Origin of the sequence: Paenibacillus sp. FSL F4-0122 (genome assembly GCF_038002845.1) — a bacterium.
Lineage (GTDB): Bacteria > Bacillota > Bacilli > Paenibacillales > Paenibacillaceae > Paenibacillus_AQ > Paenibacillus_AQ odorifer.
Window position 1 is genome coordinate 3,771,549 of the sequence record NZ_JBBODI010000001.1, and the last position, 21,377, is coordinate 3,792,925.

General features: G+C 45.4%; 20 protein-coding genes, 1 rRNA gene and 1 other annotated feature. Of the genes, 20 read left to right on the forward strand and 1 reads right to left on the reverse strand.

Annotation, left to right across the window (positions count from 1 at the left end; genetic code table 11):
- Positions 1 to 85: 85 nt before the first annotated feature.
- A complete protein-coding gene (locus MHH49_RS16230; protein WP_076099462.1) occupies positions 86 to 610 on the reverse strand; it encodes a hypothetical protein in 525 nt (174 codons plus the stop codon).
- A 943-nt stretch (positions 611 to 1,553) separates the two neighbouring features.
- Between MHH49_RS16230 and MHH49_RS16235 the strand changes: the two genes are divergently transcribed.
- The 20 genes from MHH49_RS16235 to MHH49_RS16330 all read left to right on the forward strand — a co-directional run bounded on the left by MHH49_RS16235 (position 1,554) and on the right by MHH49_RS16330 (position 21,297).
- A complete protein-coding gene (locus MHH49_RS16235) occupies positions 1,554 to 2,450 on the forward strand; it encodes a M23 family metallopeptidase (protein WP_076100992.1) in 897 nt (298 codons plus the stop codon).
- Positions 2,443 to 3,285: a M50 family metallopeptidase gene (locus MHH49_RS16240; protein ID WP_076317208.1), complete on the forward strand. Its 843-nt coding sequence runs from the start codon at positions 2,443 to 2,445 to the stop codon at positions 3,283 to 3,285. The genes MHH49_RS16235 and MHH49_RS16240 overlap by 8 nt, the downstream gene beginning before the upstream one ends.
- 54 nt (positions 3,286 to 3,339) lie before the next feature.
- Positions 3,340 to 4,581, forward strand: a complete 1,242-nt coding sequence (locus tag MHH49_RS16245; RefSeq protein WP_038573035.1) for an Rne/Rng family ribonuclease — start codon at positions 3,340 to 3,342, stop codon at positions 4,579 to 4,581.
- Positions 4,562 to 4,729, forward strand: coding sequence for a hypothetical protein (locus MHH49_RS16250; RefSeq protein ID WP_155288184.1), 168 nt, complete (start codon positions 4,562 to 4,564; stop codon positions 4,727 to 4,729). Before MHH49_RS16245 ends, MHH49_RS16250 begins: the two co-directional genes overlap by 20 nt.
- Positions 4,644 to 4,730, forward strand: a sequence feature (ribosomal protein L21 leader region). It overlaps the preceding gene by 86 nt.
- 14 nt (positions 4,731 to 4,744) lie before the next feature.
- Positions 4,745 to 5,056 carry a 50S ribosomal protein L21 gene (gene rplU / locus MHH49_RS16255; RefSeq protein WP_036685166.1) on the forward strand — a complete coding sequence of 104 codons (312 nt, stop codon included), beginning with the start codon at positions 4,745 to 4,747 and terminating at the stop codon, positions 5,054 to 5,056.
- 12 nt (positions 5,057 to 5,068) lie between these two features.
- Complete coding sequence (locus MHH49_RS16260) at positions 5,069 to 5,404, forward strand: ribosomal-processing cysteine protease Prp (protein ID WP_036685168.1); 336 nt, start codon at positions 5,069 to 5,071, stop codon at positions 5,402 to 5,404.
- A 17-nt stretch (positions 5,405 to 5,421) separates the two neighbouring features.
- On the forward strand, positions 5,422 to 5,733 hold the full coding sequence (gene rpmA, locus MHH49_RS16265; protein ID WP_036685171.1) for a 50S ribosomal protein L27: 312 nt from the start codon (positions 5,422 to 5,424) through the stop codon (positions 5,731 to 5,733).
- 243 nt (positions 5,734 to 5,976) lie between these two features.
- On the forward strand, positions 5,977 to 6,717 hold the full coding sequence (locus MHH49_RS16270) for a Spo0B domain-containing protein (RefSeq protein ID WP_036685172.1): 741 nt from the start codon (positions 5,977 to 5,979) through the stop codon (positions 6,715 to 6,717).
- A 15-nt stretch (positions 6,718 to 6,732) separates the two neighbouring features.
- Positions 6,733 to 8,043, forward strand: a complete 1,311-nt coding sequence (gene obgE / locus MHH49_RS16275) for a GTPase ObgE (RefSeq protein ID WP_036685174.1) — start codon at positions 6,733 to 6,735, stop codon at positions 8,041 to 8,043.
- A 210-nt stretch (positions 8,044 to 8,253) separates the two neighbouring features.
- Positions 8,254 to 9,576 carry an SPFH domain-containing protein gene (locus MHH49_RS16280; protein ID WP_036685175.1) on the forward strand — a complete coding sequence of 441 codons (1,323 nt, stop codon included), beginning with the start codon at positions 8,254 to 8,256 and terminating at the stop codon, positions 9,574 to 9,576.
- A 10-nt stretch (positions 9,577 to 9,586) separates the two neighbouring features.
- On the forward strand, positions 9,587 to 10,333 hold the full coding sequence (locus tag MHH49_RS16285; protein WP_339279434.1) for a hypothetical protein: 747 nt from the start codon (positions 9,587 to 9,589) through the stop codon (positions 10,331 to 10,333).
- Positions 10,334 to 10,347: 14 nt separating this feature from the next.
- A complete protein-coding gene (locus tag MHH49_RS16290) occupies positions 10,348 to 11,124 on the forward strand; it encodes a hypothetical protein (protein WP_036685179.1) in 777 nt (258 codons plus the stop codon).
- Positions 11,125 to 11,190: 66 nt separating this feature from the next.
- Positions 11,191 to 12,552, forward strand: a complete 1,362-nt coding sequence (locus MHH49_RS16295; RefSeq protein WP_341138280.1) for a hypothetical protein — start codon at positions 11,191 to 11,193, stop codon at positions 12,550 to 12,552.
- A gap of 158 nt (positions 12,553 to 12,710) precedes the next feature.
- Positions 12,711 to 13,148, forward strand: coding sequence for an ACT domain-containing protein (locus tag MHH49_RS16300; RefSeq protein ID WP_036685183.1), 438 nt, complete (start codon positions 12,711 to 12,713; stop codon positions 13,146 to 13,148).
- A 33-nt stretch (positions 13,149 to 13,181) separates the two neighbouring features.
- Positions 13,182 to 14,468, forward strand: coding sequence for a homoserine dehydrogenase (locus tag MHH49_RS16305; RefSeq protein ID WP_036685184.1), 1,287 nt, complete (start codon positions 13,182 to 13,184; stop codon positions 14,466 to 14,468).
- 59 nt (positions 14,469 to 14,527) lie between these two features.
- Positions 14,528 to 15,505, forward strand: a complete 978-nt coding sequence (thrB, locus tag MHH49_RS16310) for a homoserine kinase (protein WP_076142059.1) — start codon at positions 14,528 to 14,530, stop codon at positions 15,503 to 15,505.
- Positions 15,502 to 16,389: a prephenate dehydratase gene (pheA, locus tag MHH49_RS16315; protein WP_076142060.1), complete on the forward strand. Its 888-nt coding sequence runs from the start codon at positions 15,502 to 15,504 to the stop codon at positions 16,387 to 16,389. The genes thrB and pheA overlap by 4 nt, the downstream gene beginning before the upstream one ends.
- A gap of 4 nt (positions 16,390 to 16,393) precedes the next feature.
- The gene (gene ilvE / locus MHH49_RS16320; RefSeq protein ID WP_036685189.1) at positions 16,394 to 17,275 is read left to right on the forward strand and encodes a branched-chain-amino-acid transaminase; all 882 of its coding nucleotides are present in this window, start codon (positions 16,394 to 16,396) and stop codon (positions 17,273 to 17,275) included.
- A gap of 304 nt (positions 17,276 to 17,579) precedes the next feature.
- On the forward strand, positions 17,580 to 19,286 hold the full coding sequence (locus MHH49_RS16325) for a LysM peptidoglycan-binding domain-containing protein (protein WP_341138281.1): 1,707 nt from the start codon (positions 17,580 to 17,582) through the stop codon (positions 19,284 to 19,286).
- A 453-nt stretch (positions 19,287 to 19,739) separates the two neighbouring features.
- Positions 19,740 to 21,297, forward strand: a 16S ribosomal RNA gene (locus tag MHH49_RS16330).
- The last annotated feature ends 80 nt before the right edge of the window (positions 21,298 to 21,377 follow it).

The following is a 21,377-nucleotide window of genomic DNA, read 5'->3' on the forward strand; positions in this document are numbered from 1 at the left end:
AAAGGACGAGAAAATAAAGTCCTATCTGTCACTGTTTGATTTGATTTTGGTAAATGTCCCAAAACAAAATTATTACATTTAGTTACTATTGGTAGTTTCTAATATATCCTTTTGCTGTATGAGTCTCTGCATATACTTTAATTTTATACTGCCAACCTAAATTCATGTAAAAGTCAAGTGATTCTGAGCCCTCGCCTGCATCTAATAAAATACCACTGTATCCTGGATCATTTATACCCATATTCGTCCATACTCCATTACCTGTATTGTAGTAAATAAATAAAGTAGCCTTTCCAGCTGATTCAAGTGTAATTTTTCCATACTGGCCAGCTCCATTAATGGGATTTGACAATGTATAGGTAACAGGAGCTACAACAACACTCGTAGATTCCCCCGCTACTAAAGGTGCAATAGAGTCAATCGAAGAAGGGCTTGTGTTAGCACTAGATTCATTCGCAGGAAACGTAGCTTCCCCCGCTACAAAAGGTGCAATAGAGTCAAACGAAGATGGGCTTGCGTTAGTAATAGATTCATTCGCAGCAAACGTTGGAACTGCACTCACTAAAGAAATAGCAGCCGTTAAAAGAAATAAACTAGAGATTTTTTTCATAAGATGTTGTTCCTCCAATATATATATTTTTTGTTCTTAATTACCATATCAAATACTTATATAGAAGTAAATGGTTAATAAGTAAATTGATACCTTTATCCTACGTAATATTTATCCAAAAAAATCATGTCGATTTTTGTCTTATTTTTCAATCATGATAATTTACCATATTATGGGATGGCAGATATTCCGGAATTCCATTTATTCCAGAGCAGGCTAAGCTGAACCAGCCGCTCCAATGGAAGATTAAACATGCGCAAATACTGCACAAATTCCCAAAAAGGTCAGTTGAGTAAAGATAGGCACGTTGGGATGAATTTCATCAAAAATGTATTTCTGGAGCACATAGACGGCAAGGGGCACAAATAATTGACTATATACCGCATTTTCTGTCGTTCCAAATAGATAAGGCACATCAGATGCTGTTTAATCCACCGGAAAAAGACTTCAATTTGGCAGCATGTCTTATAATTCTTAGCGATAACGTGAGGAGAAGCTTTTCTCACATCGGTCACAACCCGCACGATTTCACCCCGGTTATTTTCGATTTCAACGTCCCGATGTCGATTTGCGATCGATTCCTCCACGTTCAGAGGTATGCGCTGGTCATGAGTCCAGGCGCCATGCAACTTAATGCCCCCTCTGAATTTTTGTATGGGGCCTAAGGCACTCGGGAGTTTGCCGCCGTGACCGTAGGTCGAGTCAATCAGTAGAAGATCGGTGGGAAGATTCAGATGACGCCGGGTTTGACGGTTACATATTTTTCCTTAACAATGTGAACTTAAGGAACACAATAATAGCAGTCTTATATTTCTTGCTTAAAAGCTTAGCTCATGCTAGTACTTTCCGGTATTTATATGGTCTACCTTGGAGGGGCTTGTTCTAAAGAGACTTCCGTGCTTCATAAAATGGAAGTAAAACAAGCCCGTCCGGAGGGATAAATATGGATCAGAAATCAGATATCAAGAATCGCCGCAAGGAGCGTATTCGTAGTTTATTGGAGGAACTCCCGGAAGTCTCAGCAGTCTCAGGAGTTTCGGAAGTCGAAGAACTAGAAATAGCGGAGACTCCCCCTTTATTTATTATGCCGGATAAGAGTACGAGCTTTAAGGAATGGGGAACAGGATTTAAGAATGCGGATCAATCCTCTGTAGAGCCCGATCCAGAGGTGATGTGGAAAAAGAGTCGTGGAGGCTGGGAGGATGATGGCGGTGGAGGCTCGAATTTTGCTGCCGGTTTTATTCGGCGCTTTGTTGCTAGTGTTCTTGTGTTTGGAGCAGTGTGGGGGGTCTTTGCGGTACATCAGCCATGGTCGTATAAGATGCAAGCTTTTATTAGTGATGCGTTAAGCAATGACATGGATTTCACGGCTGTGAGAGTTTGGTATGAGGAGAACTTTAACGGAGCTCCAGCGTTCATTCCGATGTTTGGAGATAAAGATGAGCCTGCTCAAAAAGTGGCCGCTCATCATCAACTCACTGCGCCGATTGCTGGGAGCATTGTCCAGCCTTTTGCTTCTACGCTAAAAGGGGTGGAAATTATGCCTCAAATCGATTCAACCTTAAATGTGACGGTGAAAAGTATAGACATGGGACGTATTCTCTCCATCTCTAAAGAGCTGGAAGGGGGCATTCGAATTGCTGTTCAGCATTCAGGCGGTGTCACCGCAGAATACGGACATTTGAGCGGCACCAAGCTGGAGGTTGATGACTGGGTGCAGAGCGGGGATTCACTCGGTTGGATGATGGAGAAGGACGTATCCTCAGCTTCCACACTGTTTTTCGCAGTGATGAAAGACAAGACTTATATTGATCCTACAGAAGTGGTATCGTTTGATTAGGATCTTTGGTATCGAACTGTCACTACATCCACTGTTCGTGATCATTATGTTATTCTCCGTGATCACGGGACAATTTCTAGAGCTGCTCACCTTATTTACGATTGTCTTCATTCATGAAATGGGACATGTCGTTGCGGCTCTTTTGGCTGGTGTTACAGTTAAGTCGGTTCAGCTTCTTCCGTTTGGCGGAGTGGCTGTTATTGAAGATCATGGGCGGCTTACAGCCAGTCGTGAGATCGGAATTGCCCTTGCCGGTCCACTGCAAAATGGAATTATGATTGTAATTGCTTTGGGACTTCAACAAGCCGGTTATGGCAATCAGGAATTTCTGACCTATTTTATTCATGCCAATGCCATGATTGGACTTTTTAATCTAGTGCCAGTGCTGCCGCTTGACGGAGGTAAAGTGCTTCAGGCCACTATTAGTTTAGTGCTTCCTTATTACTACACTTTGTTATGGACTGGACGGGTGAGTGTAGCCGCAAGTGTCCTTGTGATTATATATGCGCTGCTGCCTCTTGGAGCGGGTGGAGGCCTTAGGCTGAATATGGTCATGATCGGAGCTTTTTTGCTGTATTCGAATTTTACCGACCATCGTAATTTACCGTACCGGTTTGTTGCTTTTTTGATGAATCGGGAGGCTGTTTATGAGTATCATTTGCGAACAGGAAGCGTAGCTCGTCCAATAGTTGCATTATCTGCGAAACCTTTAGATGATATATTGCGTCTATTTAAACGTAATCAATATCATTTTATCTATGTGTTAAACGGTAAAGGAAATGTTGTTGCTGTTGTGCCGGAACAGCGCTTAATATCAACCTACTTCGGAATATAGTGTATTTATGCAGAGAATGTGAAGGAATGAACGAACGAAACCAGAGGTGAAGCCATGAAACAGATGATCGTTCACTGCACGCAGCACATTACCCGAATGGCTCTTCTGGAAAACGGAAGGCTGGTGGAGTACGCGGCTGAACGCGATCAGCAGCAAGGGTTGGTCGGCAGTTATTACAAAGGCCGTGTGATTAACGTACTTCCAGGTATGCAGGCTGCTTTTGTTGATATCGGACAGAAGAAGAATGCTTTTTTATATGTTGATGATGTATTGCATCCTAATTTGGATAAACAGCCTGATGTGAAGCCCTCTATCGAGACGCTTTTGCAGCCGGGACAGGATATTGTTGTTCAAGTGCGGAAAGAGCCAAGCGGCGGAAAAGGCGCGCGTGTAACGACTCATTATACGTTGCCCGGGCGCTGGATGGTGTACATGCCCTTTGCAGAATACGTCGGTGTCTCCAAAAAAATAAGCCGGGAAGCAGAGCGCAGCCGTCTCAAAGGAATCGGAGAACGTCTGCGAATGAAAGAAGAAGGGCTTATCATGCGGACGGTTTCTCAGGACGAGCCACATGAAGCTGTGGAGGGCGATCTTTCCTTTCTGCGTGCCCAATGGGAGAATATTACACGTAAAGCACAGACGGTAGAGGCTCCCGCTTTACTACATCGTGATCTTAGTATTGTCCAACGCTTTATAAGAGATGCCTTTAATCCGCAACGGGATCAGTTGATTATTGATTCATCTGCCGCAGCTAGAGAAGCAACAGCCTTTCTGGACGACATGGCTCCTGAAGGGTACAAGCCAGTCTGTCTTTATAATGGAGCGGAGTCTATTTTCGCTGCTTATGGTATTCAGGATCAATTGCTTAAGAGCTTCAGCCGCAAAATCACGCTGGAGGGTGGAGCAACAATGATCTGGGATGAGACAGAGGCGTTAACCGTAATTGATGTCAACACCGCTCAATACATTGGCGGAGCATCGCTTGAAGAAACGGTTACCAATACGAATTTGCTCGCAGCTGAGGAGATCGGTCGTTTGATCCGGTTACGCGATACTGGTGGAATCATTATTGTCGACTTTATTGATATGGAACAAGAGCTTCACCGCAAGATGGTCACAGAGCGATTAGAGAAAGTGATCTGCAAGGATCGCACCAAAACACATATTTTGGGGTGGACAAGACTCGGGCTGCTCGAGATGACCAGAAAGAAGGCAAGGCATGATTCAGCCAGCTTTGCACCTGTGATTTGCCAGTGCTGCGGGGGAACCGGAAAAGTTGGAGAATGGCTGGAATGAGTTGACGATAAGTCATAAGTATGATACTATCTTCAAGTATGTGTTTGATGCAGTTGATCCTGCACATGCTGTAACCGCTCCGATCGGGTACATAAGCGCAGTTCCTACGGGAATTCTGCCACCTAGACTAGGCGAGTCTGAGACATGAGGAGGTGCAAGTAAAATGTATGCAATTATCGAAACTGGTGGTAAACAATACAAAGTCCAAGAGGGCGACGTTTTGTTCATTGAAAAGTTGGAAGCTGAAGACGGCGCAAGTGTAACTTTTGACCGTGTATTGGCTGTTTCTAACGATGGTGGTCTGACTGCAGGAACTCCGCTAGTAAGCGGTGCGTCTGTAACAGCTAAAGTCGAGAAACATGGTAAAGGCGCTAAGGTTGTAGTTTACAAATACAAACCTAAGAAGAACTACCATAAGAAACAAGGTCATCGTCAACCGTACACGAAAGTAACTATCGAGAAGATTCAAGCGTAAGAAGGTGCGTTAATGATTAGCGTGCGGATTACACGATTATCGGATCTAGGAACTATCGTTGGCTTTGAGGTTAAGGGGCATGCGGGTTATGCGAAGCGTGGCGAAGATATCGTATGTGCCGGGGTATCCGCTGTAACAGTTGGAACCGTCAATTCGATTGAGACCTTGACCGGAATCTCCATGGACACGTCCATGAAGAACGGATTCTTAAGTGGAACATTAAGTTCTGTTGAAGATTTCGATACTTCCGCGAAGGTACAATTGCTGCTCGAATCCATGGTCGTGATGCTGAATGATATCGCAGAATCATACGGGAAGTATATTCAAATACAGCAAGTAAATATTTAAAGAAGGAGGTTGACAACATGTTGAAATTGAATCTTCAATTGTTCGCATCGAAAAAAGGTGTAGGTTCCACAAAAAACGGACGGGATTCCCATTCCAAACGTCTTGGCGTGAAACGTGCTGACGGTCAAGCAGTAACCGGCGGTAACATCTTGGTTCGTCAACGCGGAACAAAAATTCACCCAGGAACTAACGTAGGCATCGGTAAAGATGATACTTTGTTCGCAATGGTGGATGGCGTAGTGAAGTTCGAACGTTGGGGCCGCGATCGCAAAAAAGTGAGCGTGTACCCAGTTGATGTCGCTCCGGTAGCAGCGGCACTGGAAGCGTAAGCTTACGGACCATATGAGCAAGTAGAAGCCTCCGGCATGAGTGCCGGAGGCTTTTTTGTAGAATATTCATAATTATTTGTGTTGCAAAGTTGGAAGGGTTAGATAGATGTGAAAATCTCGTTATTATCTCTGGTGAACTACAGTGAACGCGTGTGTTATACTAGGAAATGGTAAATGATACTAACAAAACAAATAATCTAAACGAAGTCATGAATTTTGCGAACTGAGGGACGGGGAGAAAGAATGAAATCCTGGAAAAGTGCAATCTGGGCAGTCATGTTATCCGTAATGCTTCCTTTAGGTCTTTTGTATTGGCATACTTCTCTTCTGACGTGTCTATTACTCGGAATCTGGGTAGTGGCAATCGTTGCTTTCAGTTTTATCTGGAGCCAGCGTCATTATGAACGGGAGCTGCGTATACAAGAGAACACTCTGCAACAGGCGGCGATTCGGACACTGAATCATCATCGACATGATTGGATGAACGATTTGCAGATTCTATACGGATATATTCAGCTTGGAAAGCCTAATAAATCCGTGGAGTGTGTGGAAAGAATAAAGGAACGCATAGCACTTGATAGTCGTATCGCTAAGTTGGGCATTCCTTCATTGGTTTTCTATATCCAATCCTTCCGAACTAACAGGTCTAGTCTGGAATTGGAAGTTCAGGTGGAGGAAGGGTTGCAGCTAGAGGACAAGCTAAATCCAGAAGCAGGAGATGAGCTGACTTCAGTGATTATGCAGACCATACGGGCTTATCAGTACAACGGGCTGGCTCCTCAGGGGGAGACGCGCAAGCTGCGCCTTGGCTTTTTTCAGGATGGAGGAGACATTCTTATCTCCTTCGAAGGCGAGGGGGAGCATGGCAATCCCGAGCTGCTCAAAGGGCAAATTTATAATATAGTACAAGGAAAAATCATGAAAGCAGAGCAGTTTAAGCCTAGCAGGGCTTATGTAGAGCTGCGATTACCGCTTGAAATGTGAGGAAGGTGAACATTTATGTTCGTAGATAAAGCTAAGATTTATGTTAAAGGCGGTGACGGCGGGGATGGTCTCGTTGCGTTTCGCCGGGAGAAATATGTACCGGAGGGTGGTCCTGCCGGTGGTGACGGAGGCCGTGGAGGCGACGTTATTTTCCGTGTAGATGAGGGACTGCGCACGTTGATGGATTTCCGTTATCAGCGCCACTTCAAAGCTGACAAAGGGATTAAAGGACGGAACAAAAGCCAACATGGAGCGAATGCGGATCATATGATCGTTCGTATTCCGCCAGGAACCATTCTGATTGACGATGATACGCAAGAGATCATTGCCGATATGACGCGTCATGGACAACAGGTTGTAGTTGCACGTGGAGGCCGTGGAGGCCGGGGTAACACCCGTTTTGCCACAGCTAATAATACTGCACCAGAGCTTGCGGAGAACGGTGAAGAAGGCCAAGAGCGTTATGTGGTTATGGAACTTAAGGTAATGGCTGATGTAGGGCTTGTAGGCTTCCCGAGTGTGGGTAAATCTACGTTGCTGTCGGTTGTGTCCGCAGCTCAGCCCAAAATCGGAGCTTACCATTTCACAACAATTACACCGAATTTAGGGGTAGTGGATGTTGGGGATGGCCGAAGCTTTGTGATGGCGGATCTGCCAGGATTAATCGAGGGAGCTAGTGAAGGCATAGGTCTGGGTCACGAATTCCTGCGTCACGTTGAACGTACGCGTATCATCATTCATGTAGTTGATATGTCTGGCTCTGAGGGTCGTGATCCCTTCGAGGATTGGGTTCTAATTAATGATGAGCTGAAGCAGTACAATGCAAGTCTAATCGATCGTCCGCAGATTGTGGCGGCGAATAAGATGGATATGCCTGAATCAGAAGAGAATCTTATTTCTTTCCGTGAACGCGTAGCTGAGGTGCGGCCGGATTTAGAAATCATGCCAATTTCATCCCTTACCCGTCAGGGTGTTCAGGAGCTCTTATATCGTGCAACGGATATTCTCGACAGTATTCCGGTTGCTCCGGTGGTTGAGGAAGTTGCTGAAACTACTGAACGTAAGGTGTATAAGCTGGAAGCAGAAGAAGATAATTCGTTTACTATTACACGTGATAACGAGGCATTTGTGGTCACAAGCCCACGTATCGAACGTATGCTGAAGCGCATGCAGCTTAGCACACATGATGCGATTCTCAAGCTGGCACGGACTTTGCGTCATATGGGTGTAGATGCAGAGCTTCGTAAACGCGGTGCTGTAGAAGGAACAATTGTCCGTATCGCTGATTTCGAATTCGAATTCGTTGAGAACAGCAGCTACTATTAATATTTAGCTGACTATGAAGCGCCAACTATGGTTTTCCTGTAAAGGGATGGCATAGTTGGCGCTTTTTTTGTGAGGAGATCAGTAATTTTTTTCAATAAAAGAACCCAAAACACGATATATATCGTATACAATAAATATCGAAATACACTAATTCCCATTTGGGAGCATACACGTTATTTATATATAAGATAATGAAAGAAGGAATAGCAGATGGCAATTATAGAAGTGGTGAAGTATGACGGTCCTCCAGGTATATTTGCATGGAAATATCCTAACCAGGAGCTGGGAACATGGACACAACTAATCGTTAATGAATCCCAGGAAGCGATTCTATTCAAGGGCGGACAAGCGCTTGATTCCTTTACAGCTGGGCGGCACACCCTTAGCACCGCTAATATACCTATTTTATCCAATATCGTTAATCTTCCTTTTGGTGGAAAATCACCATTTACGGCTGAAGTATGGTATGTGAATAAGACGAATTCGATGAATGTCAAATGGGGAACAAGCTCGCCTTTACAGCTTCAGGATCCTAAATACAAAATCATGATTTCTGTTCGCTCTTTTGGGCAGTTTGGTGTAAAAATCGATGATCCGCGAAAATTCTTGCTGAAGCTCGTAGGGACACTCCCGCAGTTTGATCATGAAACGCTTATCAGTTATTTCCGCGGACTGCTGATGTCGAATATAAATGAACTTATTTCTTCTTACCTTGTGCACAAGCAAATCAGCATACTGGAGATTAATGCTTATGTTGCAGAGATCTCCAAACATATTCAGGGCCGACTAGCCTCGGCTTTCTTGGATAATGGCATTGAGCTGAATAATTTCTATATTGATTCGATCAATATTCCAGAGGATGATCCGGCAACGATTCGTTTGAAGGAAGCTTTGGCTAAAAAAGCAGAAATGGATATCATCGGATTCACCTATCAGCAGGAGCGTGGTTTTGACACGATGGAAGAAGCGGCAGGTAATCCCGGCAATCTTGGAGTGGGCATGATGAACACCGGGATGGGGCTTGGACTTGGAATGGGATTTGCTGGACCGGCTATGGATATGGTGAACCGTATGACTAGAGGGATGAATTTGGATTCAGGGACTACAGTTATACGTCAAGAGCAGCGTTCCTGCTCTAAGTGTGGAGTTATGAATCCAGTAGAGGGACGGTTCTGCAGCGGTTGTGGGCAGGCGCTTGGAGGCAACCCGCAAGGTTCTCCGTCTGCGAACAAGATCAAATGTTTTGAATGTGGGCATGAACTAAATGCGGGAGCTAAGTTCTGTCCAGGTTGCGGAAATCCTTATCGTGCTTGCCCATCCTGTAAAGCAGATAATCCTGAGGGAGCGGCTTCTTGTGTCTCCTGTGGAAAAGAAATGCCTAAAGCTTGCGGTAAATGTGGGACTATGGTAGCGCCAGGGGTGAAATTCTGTCCTCATTGTGGAGACAGCATGGTGATTAAATGCAGCGGCTGTGGACATGAGCTGAAAGCTGGACAAAAATTCTGTGCAGAGTGCGGAACAAAAGCAGGCTAAGGAGGACCTAATGAACAAAAGCAGGAGATATATATACATTATTACCGTCATTTATGCGGTAGCTATAGTACTGACAGTGTTCTCGTTTATTGGATTAGGTTTCTCCGACTCACTGTTTCGGTTCATAATTTCTTTATCCGCGGTTCTGCTAGCAGAGAGTGTAATCTATGGCTATTGTATTTTTTGGCTCCGAACTGCAAGTAGCATTCAGCAGACTCCGCCTGTTCTTATCAGCGGTGCAATCATTACGGGAATCTATGCAGCGATCGTATTTGTATCGGCCTTATTATTCGATTGGCTGCTGGAGTTACTCGCCTTGTGGTACGCAGCCGAACAACTGCTGATTCTTGTGTTAGGGGCGATCACTTTGGCCGCGATAGGGCTTTACGGGTGGAATGCCGGGGCAGGGGAACAGCAAGCCCAAAAGTCTTTACAAAAGTTTCGGCGGTATCAGAACGAATTAACTGAAATGAGTGAGCTGGCTAGTAGCTGGAAGAATTCCGAATCTGGGCAGCTAGTGAACGTGCTAGATATGTTGGAGGAAAAATTTAAGTACAGTGATCCGATATCAGAACCGTCTTTATATGCTACAGAGGATATTCTGCAGCAGCAGATTTCCTTGTTACATGATCACGTGAAGCTACTGCTGGCGACCCAAGAGCCACATGAGGGCTGGCAGGTAGAAATAAATGAGATGTCAGAGAGCATAAAGTCTACACTTCAGCGGCGTAACCGTGAATTAGCGGCACTTAAATAGGAGGAGTTTACTACATGAACAGTTTGAACCTACAAGAGCCGTCACCGCTCCCGAGAGGAAATGCAGCCGTTCCCCGGCTTAAATACGAACGTACCGGGTTTGATTATGTTATTCTCGCGGCGGCTTATCTGCTGATGCCCGTTGGACTTGTGCTTGCCTTGTTACGTTTGATGACAACGCATTACAAAAATTACCGCAGACCGACTAACCTCAACCTGCTGATGCATGTATTTATTGGTGGGTTTGTTGAACTTTCTATTGCCATGTTTTCTAGTGCGCTCAATGGGGAATTTGGAACTTCTGAATTAGTATCAACGCTTATTTTAATTGCAATCATGTTTTTGACTCCAGCTTTTATACTGGCCAGTGTGACAGCGAAAGCTAAATATACCCTTTCTAAGCTTAACACTTCTTATATAGAGCTGATTCAAAATAAGAATATCCGGCATATTGGCAGTATATCTGAACGAATAGGCCAAAGTGAAAGTGATGTACGAAGAGATGTCCAGTATCTGAAGGATAAAGGACTGCTTGATATTGATATCTCGTTATCCGAAGGGCGCCAGACGCCAGAGTCATCAGCAGCTAATCAAGGTTACCCTGGAAGTACTTCGGGCTTCGAAGGAACGGGGAGAACCCAAGCATCGGGGCAGCAGATACCTGCGCAGCCTCAGTCTCCACCGCAACTGCCTAAGTCTATCCGTTGTCCGGGGTGCGGAGCCCAGAATACTGTGCTCCCAAGCCAATCTAAAAGCTGTGATTACTGTGGAACGAAGATCCCGTACAATTAATGCCGTCAACCAATAGATTAGCTGCATCGCATATAGGATTACATAAATAAGGGGATTAAAGACAAAATGAGTGGATTGGATATACGCAGACAGCCGCCGACATCGGGAAAACCCGTGTACAAGCATGAATATGAGCGGACGGCGTTTGATTATACGACTATTGTGTTTGCGTATGTATTTGCTCCGGTTGGCTTTATATTGGCTGCCATTCGGTTATTATCTACACATTCCAAGAGACAGCGCAAAGCAAGCAATATTAACCTGTTTTATCATGCGTGTATGGGTGCCTTTGTAGAATTGGTGATCTATTTCATTATTAGCAAGCTACTCGGTCAAATCGATTATGTCGCACTCTTGATCAGGCTGGTGATTATCTACGCATTGTTTAGGATTCCCGCCATCAAATTATCCGTTAGAGCCGTAGGATGGAGAGAGGGATTCACCTATCTTTGCAATGACTATATCGCATTGGTTCTTGTGGACGGCATAAGGCATATCGGCAGCCTATCCGATATTCGCGGATTCAGTGAAGAGAACGTCCGCGAGGTTTTGGAATATTTAAAAGATCAGGGAGTACTTTCTCCAGATATTGTTTATTATGAAGGACGTGTAGATAACCCATTTGTAAAATTGCCGCCGAAGCTTATTTATTCTAAACGGGCACAAGCACTGGTGCGTGCGCCTGAGAATAACCTTCGCTATCGTAACAAGCGAGACCGGACAGTGTTTGATCGAATCATCATGGCGATTGCCTATTTGTTTGCTCCGCTTGGGTTTGTACTTGCGATGCTTCGTTTTGTAAGCACTCATTATAAGAATGAGCGGAAATCATTTAACTATAAATTGCTCTATCATGTATGTATGGGAGCTTTTATGGAACTTGCCGTCCTCTTCGCCGTGGGGACCTACAAAGGGGATTTTAAGTGGTTCACTTTATTGATCATTCTGGTGGTCCTCTACTTGATCTTTATAATTCCGGCGGACAGCTTTGCAGGGAGGGCTACCTTCGCAACAGAAAACTTTGATTTTCTGTGCAAGAAGTATCTCATGCTGATCATAGTGGATGATGTTAGACATATCGGTAATTTAGCTGATATCACGAAACAAAGTGAAGATGATGTACGTAGAGACCTACGGTATTTAGTGAGATGGGGGTTACTTGCTTCTGATCTTGTCTATTATGAAGGACGTGTTAAGCTCTTAGATAAACAACCGCCCAATCTTGTGCATCCTGACCGGGCACAGCCCTCCGCGGCATCAGAGAACCAGCCATCATCTGGGCGGCAGTCATTGCCGGAGAATAGGCCTAAACCACCTGTCCAACTGCCCAAATCCATCGTTTGTCCGAGTTGCGGTGCTAAGAGTAGAGTACTTCCAGGGCAGGATAAAATCTGTGACTATTGCGGGACGACGATTCCATACAGTTAGTGTACATACGATTGCCAACTGCCCCCGGGAATCCGGGGGTTTTATTGCGTCTAACTCCCCGACCTCAGAGTATCCAGATAAAGTTATTGCAATTTACAGGCTTTTTCCGATATAATGTCCACTAAGAAAACACAAAAGTCTTTGAGGTGAGGACGTTCGTGAAAGAACGCTATTATTTGGTCCGGGAGGACATATTACCTGATGCTGTACTTAAGACTATGCAGGTTAAACAATTGCTTGAGGCCGGGGATGCGAAGACCGTAAATGAAGGTGTAGAGCAGGTGGGATTAAGCCGAAGCGCTTTTTATAAATACAAGGATGGAATTCATTTGATCCATCAGCTCGAACGGGAGCGGATCGTTACGATTTCCATGGATTTGGAGCACGAATCTGGAATGCTTTCCAAGGTACTAGGCTCTGTAGCGGGACATGGGGCTAATGTGTTGACGATTCACCAGAGTATTCCGCTGCAAGGGCGGGCAAATGTGGTGATCTCCGTAGAAATTTCACACTTAAATGAGGAACTCGGGGAGATGCTGGATAGTCTGAAAGAGATTCCAGGAGTGAAGCGAGCTTTAATCGTTGGACAGGGATAGGAACTATATTCGTAAACTTTTAGGAGGAGACAGATGAAGCCGGTTAAAGTGGGGTTGCTGGGCCTGGGAACAGTAGGCACAGGTGTAGTTCGTATCGTGGAAGGGAATCAAGAGGATTTAAGCAGCCAGGTAGGCTCTTCAATTGTCATTGAACGTATAGCTGTGAATAATTCTAATAAACCACGCGAAATCGAGGTTGATCCTGCTAAAATAACGACAGATCCATGGGATGTGATTCGTGATCCTGAAATTGATGTCATCGTTGAAGTTATGGGTGGAATCGCGGGAACCAAAGAATATATTCTTGAAGCTTTGGAACGCGGTAAACATGTCGTAACTGCGAACAAGGATTTGATGGCGCTGCACGGATCAGAGATTCTTGCTAAGGCGCAGGAGAAGCAATGTGATGTCTTTTATGAGGCTAGCGTTGCAGGAGGCATTCCGATTATCCGCACACTTATCGAGGGCTTTTCCTCGGATAAGATTATGAAAATTATAGGTATCGTGAATGGAACGACTAATTACATTCTAACCAAAATGAGCCAAGAAGGCGCATCCTATAATGATGTGTTAAAAGAAGCGCAGGATCTGGGATACGCAGAGTCTGATCCAACCTCGGATGTGGAAGGACTGGATGCAGCCCGCAAAATGGCGATTCTCGGAACCTTAGGTTTCCGTACTAACGTGGAGCTGCATGATGTAAGTGTGAGTGGGATTTCTCAGGTGAGTAAGGCGGATATCGCCTTTGCGAAACGTCTCGGATATGAAATTAAGCTGTTAGGCATCGCTGAACGTCAGGATGAAGAATTCAGCATCAGTGTTCAGCCAACCTTGATTCGGGCTAGTCATCCCTTGGCTTCCGTCAATGGCGTGTTCAACGCAGTTTACGTATACGGGGAAGCAGTGGGAGAGACTATGTTCTACGGTGCGGGTGCGGGCGCTATGCCAACTGCAACCTCAGTGGTAGCTGATTTGGTAGCTGTCATTAAGAACCTTAAACTAGGTGTTAATGGATTGAAGCAAAAAGTACCTTACAAACAGAAAAAGCTTAAGAGTGATGAAGCTATTTTTTATAAAAACTTTTTGCTTCTGCATGTTGATGATAAAGCAGGGGTATTGGCTAAGATTACTCAAGTGTTTGCCGAATATGATGTAAGTTTGGATTCAGTAGTTCAGCAAGCCAATCCCAATAATCCTGATGCGGAGATCATTATTGTCACTCATAACGCTAGTAAAGCAAGCATGAACAAAGTGCTGCGCCATTTCGAGGAGCTGAAAGTCATCCGCCGGATCAAGAGCCATTATCGAGTGGAAGGTTAACCACGTCACTGAACTAATACTTTCATATTTCAAAACATAGTAAGGAGATTGTACCTGTTATGAGTATTTACGGAAGAGCTAGGGTTAAAGTGCCTGCTAGTACTGCCAATCTTGGTCCGGGCTTCGATACTCTAGGTATGGCTTTGCCGCTATATGCCTGGATTGAGATGGAGGAAGCAGAGGAGACTGTTTTTCATCTGTATGGTGACGAGATGAATGGAGTGGCTCAGGATAAGAGCAATTTACTCTATAAGGTCGCTCAAATGGTATTTGCAGAGGCAGCCGTTACGGTGCCTGAATTATCGATATCCATGTACTCGGAGATTCCGCTTACGCGCGGACTCGGCAGCAGTGCCTCAGCTATTATTGGCGGAATGGCCGCAGCGAACACAATGATTGGCTCTCCGCTGGATAATGCTAAGCTGTTTGATATGGCTACCCAGCTTGAGAAACATCCCGATAATGTGGGTGCCTCCTTGTTTGGCGGCATTATTACTGCCGTGTGGGATGGTGAACATGCGGATTATGTTCGGCTAGAACCACCACAAAATCTTGAGGTGCTGGTGGTTATTCCTGAATTCGAACTGGAAACCACAAAAGCGCGGGGGTTGCTTCCAACAGAAATCTCAGTTAGTGATGCTGTGTACAACATCAGCAGAACCTCTCTATTGACGGCTTCGCTGGCATCAGGCCGGCTTGACCTGCTTAGCAGAGCGATGCAGGATCGCCTGCATCAGCCGTATCGTGCACCGCTTATACCGGGCATGGAGAAGCTGCTCGCAGAAGCTCCTGAACACGGTGCTTTAGGAATCGCACTTAGCGGTGCGGGACCGACTCTGCTATGTTTAGTGGATCGCCAAGAGACCCGCAAGCGTGAGCTTGAGGCCTTCTTGAAGAATACGATGCAGGAACATGGCATTTCCGCTCGGACCTGCTGGTTAACACCTTGTGCTTCTGGAGTGACTACAGAGCTGCTCGAAATAAACGAGATGCAAAACGTATCATTTTTGGATATGATAAAAGGAGTACGGTCATGAAATCAATAGCGGTATTGCCGCAGGGCTCGGTATCCCACGAAGCGCTGCTGCATTTGTTTAACGGTGAACCTGTAAAGCTTGTACATCACAAGTTAATTTCCGATGTATTTCTCTCTACGGCGGGTGGTATGACCGATTACAGCGTGATTCCGATTGAAAATACCATTGAAGGCTCAGTTAGTCTTCACATCGATTGGCTCATCAATGAAGTGGATCTGCCAATGCAGACGGAATGGATTTTTCCATCGATACAGAATCTTATCGGTAACCCAAGGGAATTCACAGATACAGACGGCAACAAGGATTTCACCAAGATGGTAAAAATCCTTTCGCATCCCGTAGCAATGGCACAATGCATGCAATTTGTTCGTAAGCATGCCCCTTGGGCTGAACTGGAGTCGGTCGGAAGCACCTCTGAAGCTGTGGAAATCGTCAAAAACAATCCCGGCAAGGGCTGGGCTGCTATCGGTACCGCTCTTGGCGCCGCTACGCATGGGCTGGAGATTGTAGATCGGCAAATTACAGATCACAACAACAACTACACACGGTTTGTCCTGGTCGGCCCACAGAAGATAAATCTTCCGCGGAGCAGCACCGGAGTAAAGACGAGTGTTCTAGTAACGCTGCCAGAGGATTTTCCAGGTGCCTTGCATCAGGTGCTTGCTGCTTTTTCCTGGCGGAAACTGAATTTATCGCGGATTGAATCACGACCAACGAAGAAGAAGCTGGGTACTTATTATTTTTATATTGATGTGCTGGAACCGATAGAATCTGTTCTGCTGCCAGGGGCTATTGAAGAAATTAGTGCTTTAGGCTGTCAGGTAAGGATTCTGGGCTCGTATCCCACATACACCTATGAGGAAGAGAAAGCGGAGGTGCAGTAAATTCATGGCTGAGCAATGGATCTATTTGGATGGACAACACGTAACGAAGGAAAATGCAAAGGTATCCGTTTTTGATCACGGTTTTTTGTATGGAGACGGTATTTTTGAAGGTATCCGTATCTATAACGGCAATATTTTTAAATGTAAAGAGCATTTGGACAGACTGTATGATTCGGCAAAATCGATCATGCTGGACATTCCGCTAACGTATGATGAGATGCTGGAAGCTATGGCTGAAACGATTCGTCTTAACGACATGCGTAACGGCTATATTCGACTGATCGTCTCCCGGGGACCAGGGAACTTAGGTCTTGATCCGCGCCGTTGTCCAAAAGCTAGTGTAATTATTATCGTTGAACAACTGGCTATTTACCCAGAACAAGCGTATTTGAACGGACTTCGTGCAGTTTCTGTATCCCAGCGCCGTAATATTCCGGATGCACTCAATCCAAAGATCAAATCGCTTAATTACCTAAACAATATCCTAGTAAAAATCCAATCCAACTTGGCAGAAGCCGACGAAGCAATCATGATGAACGCTCAAGGTTATGTTACTGAGGGATCGGGCGATAACATATTCATCATCAAAAATGGTGTAGTTTTCACTCCTCCATGTTACTTGGGAGCCCTTGAAGGAATTACCCGTCTGGCGATTATTGAGCTCTGCGAGAAATTAGGTATTAAACTGAAAGAAGAACCGTTCACAATGCATGATGTTTATATAGCGGACGAGGTGTTCTTCACTGGCACAGCTGCTGAAGTTATTGCTGCACGTGAAATTGACGGCCGGATCATTGGTGAGGGACAAGCGGGTCCAATCACTTTGAAGCTGCTCGAAGAGTTCCGTAATGTGGTTGATAAAGATGGCTATAAGGTTTGGGAATAAAGACTAATCATACAACGTAAATAGCATTGAATACGCATCAGAAGTCCTTTTATGCATACATGCAGAAGAAAACGGGAGTCTCCGGTTAATCTTTTCATGGATCATGAAAGGATTTTTTTTATTTCGGGGATGTCATTCGCCCATGGGCTGCATAAGATGTAGTAACGAAGGAGGCGGCTGTACCGCATATAACTTTGTAAGAGAGCAATGTTCCATGAAAAGGGTGTTTGCTTTCGAAGTCAGTTTTGCTGTGTAGCTGTAAAGAAAGCAATACTCCACAAAACTTTTAGGAGGTTAATGCTACGTGAAAATACACATTGTCAAACAAGGCGATAGTTTGTATGCATTATCGCAAAAGTACGGAGTGCCGTTACAAAAACTTATTGAAGCTAACCCGCAGATCAGTAATCCGAACGTATTAGCGGTTGGAGACAAAGTAAAAATACCTACGGCCCCAGTATCCGTACCGGAGAACAGTGAAGTTTACTACAAGCACACCGTTAAACAAGGAGATACCTTGTGGAAATTATCTAAAGCCTGGGGAATTCCTTTAAAGGATATGGTTGAGGCCAATCCCCAATTAAAGAATCCAAATGTACTTATGCTAGGGGAAGTAGTTAATATCCCTAAAAAAGTATCCAATACCTCACCCACACAGCCTGGGTATACACCTTCTAACGCCTCAGAGAAAACACAAGTGGGTGGCAAGGAATATACAGGTCCCAAAGAACAGCCTGCTGCTGAAGTAGTGCCTGCACCTAAACCGGAAACTAAACCAGAAATAAAGCCAGAAGCTAAACCAGCACCTAAACCAGTGACAAATATCTCACCTGAATCTAATTCTGCACCACACCCATCGCTAAACATCGCCCCTATTAATACACAAAATATTGCACCAAATCCTGCGCCTAATATGCAAATGGAAGTTGCTCCAGTGCAAGAAATTGAAATGCAGAGTTTATTTGTTCAGATTACGGTTCCAAATCAAGAACCGGTTGCTCAACAAGAAGCACCTAAAGCTGAGAAGAAAGCAGACAATGATTGCTCATGGGATAATTCCAACGGATACCCGGGCTTGGGAGGAAATCCTTATCTCTATGATTCATATCAAAATAGCCCTAATATGAACATGAACTGGGCACCAAGTTATGTTCAGCCAATGGCTTATGCACCAGAATGTATTTCCCCATGTTATTTTTCGGGCAATATGTATTCTAATATGAGCCCAGAACAGTGGAATCCCAATGCCGCGCCAAACATAAGCCCGGAACAGTGGAATCCCAATGCCGCGCCAAACATAAGCCCGGAACAGTGGAATCCCAATGCCGCGCCTAACATAAGCCCAGAGCAATGGAATCCAAATGCAGCGCCTAACATAAGCCCAGAACAATGGAGTCCCAATGCTGCCCCTCCAGGACAGTGGAATCCGATGGAGGCTAATGTTGCTGGCATGAACGTAGGCGGGGATTTCTCCCCGTATGCTGTTCCTCAATATGGAGGACAGACGCCGAACCTTCCTTGGCCAACTTGTGGGTGCGGAGGCGTGCATATTCAACCAGTGCAAACTTATTCATATGACATGCCTGTATACAACACCTATCCTGAATATGGGAATCCAAACGCTTTTTCTGCATATGGAGCAGGAATGCCTAATCAGGGAATGGTTCCTACTTCTACGCTTGGAGCATTTGGCGGACAGGATAACTCTAATATTCCATCCAATCCGCAGTATCCAGGGATAGGTAATTATTCGCAGCATAATCGGGTGCCGGAAATTCAAGAACCTGAAGCGTTCGTGCAGGAATCTCCTGAAGCGGCTAGAACAGAGACTGATGAGTTAACTTCTAACGCTTCTCTCAAGAATAAGGGGAGTGTAGCAAAGGAAACAGCAACAGGCAAAAAAGCAAAGACCTCAGGTCAACCTAGTAGCAAGAAAAGCAAAACTGCTACGAAATCTCAAGGTTCAGCAGCGAGTACTAAAAAACGTAGAAATCCTTGGATTTCAAACTAATAAATTTATATAACAAGCCGCTGTCCGGACACACGTGTAGATTCTGTATCCTTAGAATCTACACGTTTTTTATAGGTAAATAGGGATAAAAGATGTTAAATAAAGTGGGGCAAAAGCACTTATTTATAAAATATAAATTTTTAAGTATTGTTTTTATATAGGGATATATGGTACATTATAAATCCAGTCGCAAAGAGGATCTATAAAGCTTTCGGTTGGTGAATGTTAATCTGAATTAGATTGCAAAGAACTTTGAAAAAAAGAGTTGCAATAAATCAGAAAGCATGATATATTATAAGAGTTGCTGCTGAGACATTAAGCGGCGTCAACGAGAACTTGATCTTTGAAAACTGAACAACGAGTGAGTAGGAAATCACGCAAGTGATATCCAAAATTAGAGAATTAATTTTCTCGTCAGATGTTTCAAAATGAGCATATCGCTCTTTTCAATACTAATTGGAGAGTTTGATCCTGGCTCAGGACGAACGCTGGCGGCGTGCCTAATACATGCAAGTCGAGCGGAGTTATTTTGAAAGCTTGCTTTCAAAATAACTTAGCGGCGGACGGGTGAGTAACACGTAGGCAACCTGCCCTTCAGACTGGGATAACTACCGGAAACGGTAGCTAATACCGGATAATTTCTTTTTTCTCCTGAGAGAAGAATGAAAGACGGAGCAATCTGTCACTGAGGGATGGGCCTGCGGCGCATTAGCTAGTTGGTGGGGTAACGGCCCACCAAGGCGACGATGCGTAGCCGACCTGAGAGGGTGAACGGCCACACTGGGACTGAGACACGGCCCAGACTCCTACGGGAGGCAGCAGTAGGGAATCTTCCGCAATGGGCGAAAGCCTGACGGAGCAACGCCGCGTGAGTGATGAAGGTTTTCGGATCGTAAAGCTCTGTTGCCAGGGAAGAACGTCCGGTAGAGTAACTGCTACCGGAGTGACGGTACCTGAGAAGAAAGCCCCGGCTAACTACGTGCCAGCAGCCGCGGTAATACGTAGGGGGCAAGCGTTGTCCGGAATTATTGGGCGTAAAGCGCGCGCAGGCGGCTATTTAAGTCTGGTGTTTAAACCTTGGGCTCAACCTGAGGTCGCACTGGAAACTGGGTGGCTTGAGTACAGAAGAGGAAAGTGGAATTCCACGTGTAGCGGTGAAATGCGTAGATATGTGGAGGAACACCAGTGGCGAAGGCGACTTTCTGGGCTGTAACTGACGCTGAGGCGCGAAAGCGTGGGGAGCAAACAGGATTAGATACCCTGGTAGTCCACGCCGTAAACGATGAGTGCTAGGTGTTAGGGGTTTCGATACCCTTGGTGCCGAAGTTAACACAGTAAGCACTCCGCCTGGGGAGTACGGTCGCAAGACTGAAACTCAAAGGAATTGACGGGGACCCGCACAAGCAGTGGAGTATGTGGTTTAATTCGAAGCAACGCGAAGAACCTTACCAGGTCTTGACATCCCTCTGAATCTGCTAGAGATAGCAGCGGCCTTCGGGACAGAGGAGACAGGTGGTGCATGGTTGTCGTCAGCTCGTGTCGTGAGATGTTGGGTTAAGTCCCGCAACGAGCGCAACCCTTAACTTTAGTTGCCAGCAGGTAATGCTGGGCACTCTAGAGTGACTGCCGGTGACAAACCGGAGGAAGGTGGGGATGACGTCAAATCATCATGCCCCTTATGACCTGGGCTACACACGTACTACAATGGCCGGTACAACGGGAAGCGAAGCCGCGAGGTGGAGCCAATCCCATCAAAGCCGGTCTCAGTTCGGATTGCAGGCTGCAACTCGCCTGCATGAAGTCGGAATTGCTAGTAATCGCGGATCAGCATGCCGCGGTGAATACGTTCCCGGGTCTTGTACACACCGCCCGTCACACCACGAGAGTTTACAACACCCGAAGTCGGTGGGGTAACCCGCAAGGGAGCCAGCCGCCGAAGGTGGGGTAGATGATTGGGGTGAAGTCGTAACAAGGTAGCCGTATCGGAAGGTGCGGCTGGATCACCTCCTTTCTATGGAGAATCGTCTTCTGCAATGAAGACATTCAAATCGGAAGCTTAGCTTCCACAATCTCAGGTTTAGGCCTGTTACT